This is a genomic window from Flavobacterium sp., assembly GCF_043779715.1.
In the GTDB taxonomy this organism is placed as follows: Bacteria; Bacteroidota; Bacteroidia; order Flavobacteriales; family Flavobacteriaceae; genus Flavobacterium.
Genome location: NZ_JAYWDT010000190.1, coordinates 1 through 3,121 on the forward strand (window position 1 = coordinate 1; position 3,121 = coordinate 3,121).

Consider the following 3,121-nt stretch of genomic DNA (forward strand, 5'->3'; position numbering starts at 1 on the left):
AAGAAAAAAATGAATAAAATAGTTTTTGATGAATAAAATAGCATTTCTTATATTAGTATCATTATTAGTAAGTTGCGGGGTTTCTAAACCCAAAGTGCAGCCTAAAAAACCAGTGCGTACAACTCAAAAAACTATTGTCAAACAAAAGATTGAAACTCCAATAGAGAAGGTCGCAACAAAAACACCTGAAAAAGAAAATACACCACCACCCAAAACGGAGATTTTAGAAGCTACTCAAAGAGTGAGAGTTACTGCCGAAATGGTTTTGGCATACATCTCCCAATTTAAAGAAATTGCAAAAGAAAACATGATTCGAGATGGTATTCCTGCAAGTATTACACTCGCACAAGGTATTTTAGAATCTGGAGCTGGAACAGGTGATTTGAGTGTTCAGGCAAATAATCATTTTGGTATAAAATGCCACAAAGAATGGACAGGGAAAAGTATAAAGCATGATGACGATACGGCACAAGAATGTTTCAGAAAATACGAGTATGCAGAAGAATCCTATCGAGATCATTCTTATTTTTTGACTAGTAGAGCTTGGTACAAACCATTATTTTCATTACAAAAAAATGATTACAAAGCTTGGGCACGAGGGCTTAAAAAATCGGGATACGCAACCGATGTGAAATACCCAGATAAACTAATTGGAATCATAGAAAGATACCAGTTGCAACAATATGATGCTGAAGTTTTAGGACTAGATTTTCAAGTAAAACTATCGGATAAAAAAGAAAGAATTCTCTATAATGAATACCAATATATAGTGGTAAAAGGAGATACATTGTATTCTATTTCAAAAAAGTTTAATATTACTATCGACGAACTAAAAAAGAAAAATAATATTTTAGATAACGCACTTTCGTTAGGACAAATTATTATTATAAAATAATTCACAATTCACATTTTTTTATGTTATACCAAAGAAGTAGTCAGTTGTTTGCAGAAGCTGAAAAAGTAATACCAGGCGGAGTAAATTCGCCAGTAAGAGCATTCAAATCGGTAGGAGGAACTCCGATATTTGCAAAAAGTGCAAAAGGAGCTTACGTTTACGACGAAGACGGAAACCGATTTATCGATTACATCAACTCATGGGGGCCTATGGTCTTAGGTCATGCTTACGAACCTGTTGTAAACGCTGTGATTGAAAAAGCAAAATTAGGAACTTCTTTTGGTATGCCAACAGAATTAGAAACTGACATTGCAAAGCTAGCCGTTTCGATGGTGTCAAATATAGATAAAATTAGATTCGTAAACTCGGGAACCGAGGCTTGTATGAGTGCCATAAGATTGGCTCGTGGATTTACAAAAAGAGATAAAATAATCAAATTTGCAGGTTGCTATCACGGACATTCGGATTCTTTTTTGATACAAGCAGGAAGCGGAGCAATAACATTTGGTTCGCCAAATAGTCCAGGAGTAACCTCAGGAACAGCAAAAGACACTTTGTTGGCAAATTACAATGACATTCAAAATGTAAAAAATTTGTTTGATGCTAATAAAAACGAAATTGCAGCCATAATTATAGAGCCAGTTGCAGGAAATATGGGTTGTATTCCGCCACAGAAAGGTTTTTTAGAAGCTTTGCGCCAACTTTGCGACGATAACGGTGCGTTATTGATTTTTGATGAAGTTATGACGGGATTTCGTCTTGCAAAAGGTGGAACTCAAGAATTATATAGCATAAAAGCAGATATAGTTTGTTTTGGGAAAGTAATAGGTGGCGGATTGCCGGTTGGTGCATTTGCTTCACGCAATGAAATAATGAATTATTTAGCACCACTTGGGCCAGTTTATCAAGCGGGAACTTTATCTGGAAATCCTTTGGCAATGGCGGCTGGATTGGCTATGTTGAAAGCTTTAAATGAAGATCAAGAAGTTTTTACAAGATTAGAAGAGAAAACAGCGTATTTAGAAAAAGGAATCGCCAGAGTGCTTGCTTCAAATAAAGTGGTAAATACTATAAACAGAGTAGGTTCGATGATTTCTGTTCATTTCGATGCTAACCCAGTTTTTGATTTTGAAACTGCCAAAAATGGTGATAATGATACTTTCAAAAAATTCTTCCATGGATTACTTGCAGAAGGTGTCTATATTGCGCCATCGGCTTATGAAACTTGGTTTATTTCCGATGCTTTAACTTATGAAGATTTAGATTTTACAATTCGAGCGATAGATAAAGTTTCGAAAGATTTGTAAATAAAAAAAACCACTTTTAGTGGTTTTTTTTTATTTACAATCAATCTATATTTTATTTATAAATTAACTTGTCGTATAAGCCTGTAACGGCTTGTAGTCTTTTAATGTCTTCAGCAGGAAGAGCTGCTTTTAGATTGGTATCAACATTTTCAGAAAATCCTTTAGACTCTTCTTGGGTTAATTTTGAATTTGCATTTAGTATATCGTATTTTTTTAAAAATATGATATACAGATTTCGTTTCATATCTTCTCCCAAATTAATTACTTTAGATGTTTTTAATACATCACTTTTGGCCAATGTTTCTGAATTTTGGCGTTTGCTTTCTGTTTGTGCACTAGCAGAAAATGTAAAAGCAAAAAATATAGCTAATATTGATAATATTTTTTTCATGAATTTAGGTAGCATTAGTTTTTATATACAGAAAAAATTAATTAATTAGTTTTTTATAAACTCCTTTAGTCTCAAGTTTTTGAATAGATTCGTAATTTAGAGTTGCTCTTAATTTGGCATCAATTTGATTTGAAACTTCTTTTTTCTCAGCCTCTGTAATACCTTCTCTTGAAAGTATCTTGTGTTTCGTCACAAATAGTTGCGTAAGAGCACTATCCATCGCTGAGTTCTCAAGAGCTATTACAGATGTTAGTTCTGTAAAGTTCATTTTCGCTTTTTCTTCAATAGATTGTTCTTTTTTTTCAATAGATAATCCCTTTTTTTCAGTTTGGGCACTAGCACTAAATGAGAATATAAAAAACAGAGCGAATATTAACAGTATCTTCTTCATAATTTGATAATTAAATTAGGTTATAATTACCAAATCTAAACTTTTTTTCTGAACTACCAAAAATTATTTAGAAACTTCCCCTTTGGTTTTGTTTCTCTGTTGCTTTTTTATTTTGTGCATTTGATTTTTTCTTTCCC

The 3,121-nt window shown here is 33.0% G+C and carries 4 protein-coding genes; 2 read left to right on the forward strand and 2 right to left on the reverse strand.

What is annotated here, in order from left to right; translation table 11 throughout:
• The first annotated feature begins 28 nt into the window (after positions 1-28).
• Together ACH2BG_RS09240 and hemL are read left to right on the forward strand one after the other, a co-directional pair.
• Complete coding sequence (locus ACH2BG_RS09240; RefSeq protein ID WP_395047405.1) at positions 29-895, forward strand: glucosaminidase domain-containing protein; 867 nt, start codon at positions 29-31, stop codon at positions 893-895.
• A 20-nt stretch (positions 896-915) separates the two neighbouring features.
• The gene (hemL, locus tag ACH2BG_RS09245; protein ID WP_395047406.1) at positions 916-2,202 is read left to right on the forward strand and encodes a glutamate-1-semialdehyde 2,1-aminomutase; all 1,287 of its coding nucleotides are present in this window, start codon (positions 916-918) and stop codon (positions 2,200-2,202) included.
• 52 nt (positions 2,203-2,254) lie between these two features.
• On the opposite strand, the gene ACH2BG_RS09250 is transcribed toward hemL, so the two are convergent.
• Both ACH2BG_RS09250 and ACH2BG_RS09255 read right to left on the reverse strand, forming a co-directional pair.
• Positions 2,255-2,593 (reverse strand): hypothetical protein, encoded by a 339-nt coding sequence (locus ACH2BG_RS09250; protein ID WP_395047407.1) that lies wholly within the window; start codon positions 2,591-2,593, stop codon positions 2,255-2,257.
• A gap of 37 nt (positions 2,594-2,630) precedes the next feature.
• Positions 2,631-2,984, reverse strand: a complete 354-nt coding sequence (locus ACH2BG_RS09255; RefSeq protein WP_395047408.1) for a hypothetical protein — start codon at positions 2,982-2,984, stop codon at positions 2,631-2,633.
• Positions 2,985-3,121 lie beyond the last annotated feature (137 nt).

Excerpts from the sequence above, each read along its gene's own strand:
- ACH2BG_RS09240 (WP_395047405.1), top strand. The coding sequence starts at position 29 with ATGAATAAAATAGCATTTCTTATATTAGTATCATTATTAGTAAGTTGC.
- hemL (WP_395047406.1), top strand. The coding sequence starts at position 916 with ATGTTATACCAAAGAAGTAGTCAGTTGTTTGCAGAAGCTGAAAAAGTA.
- ACH2BG_RS09250 (WP_395047407.1), bottom strand. The coding sequence starts at position 2,593 with ATGAAAAAAATATTATCAATATTAGCTATATTTTTTGCTTTTACATTT.
- ACH2BG_RS09255 (WP_395047408.1), bottom strand. The coding sequence starts at position 2,984 with ATGAAGAAGATACTGTTAATATTCGCTCTGTTTTTTATATTCTCATTT.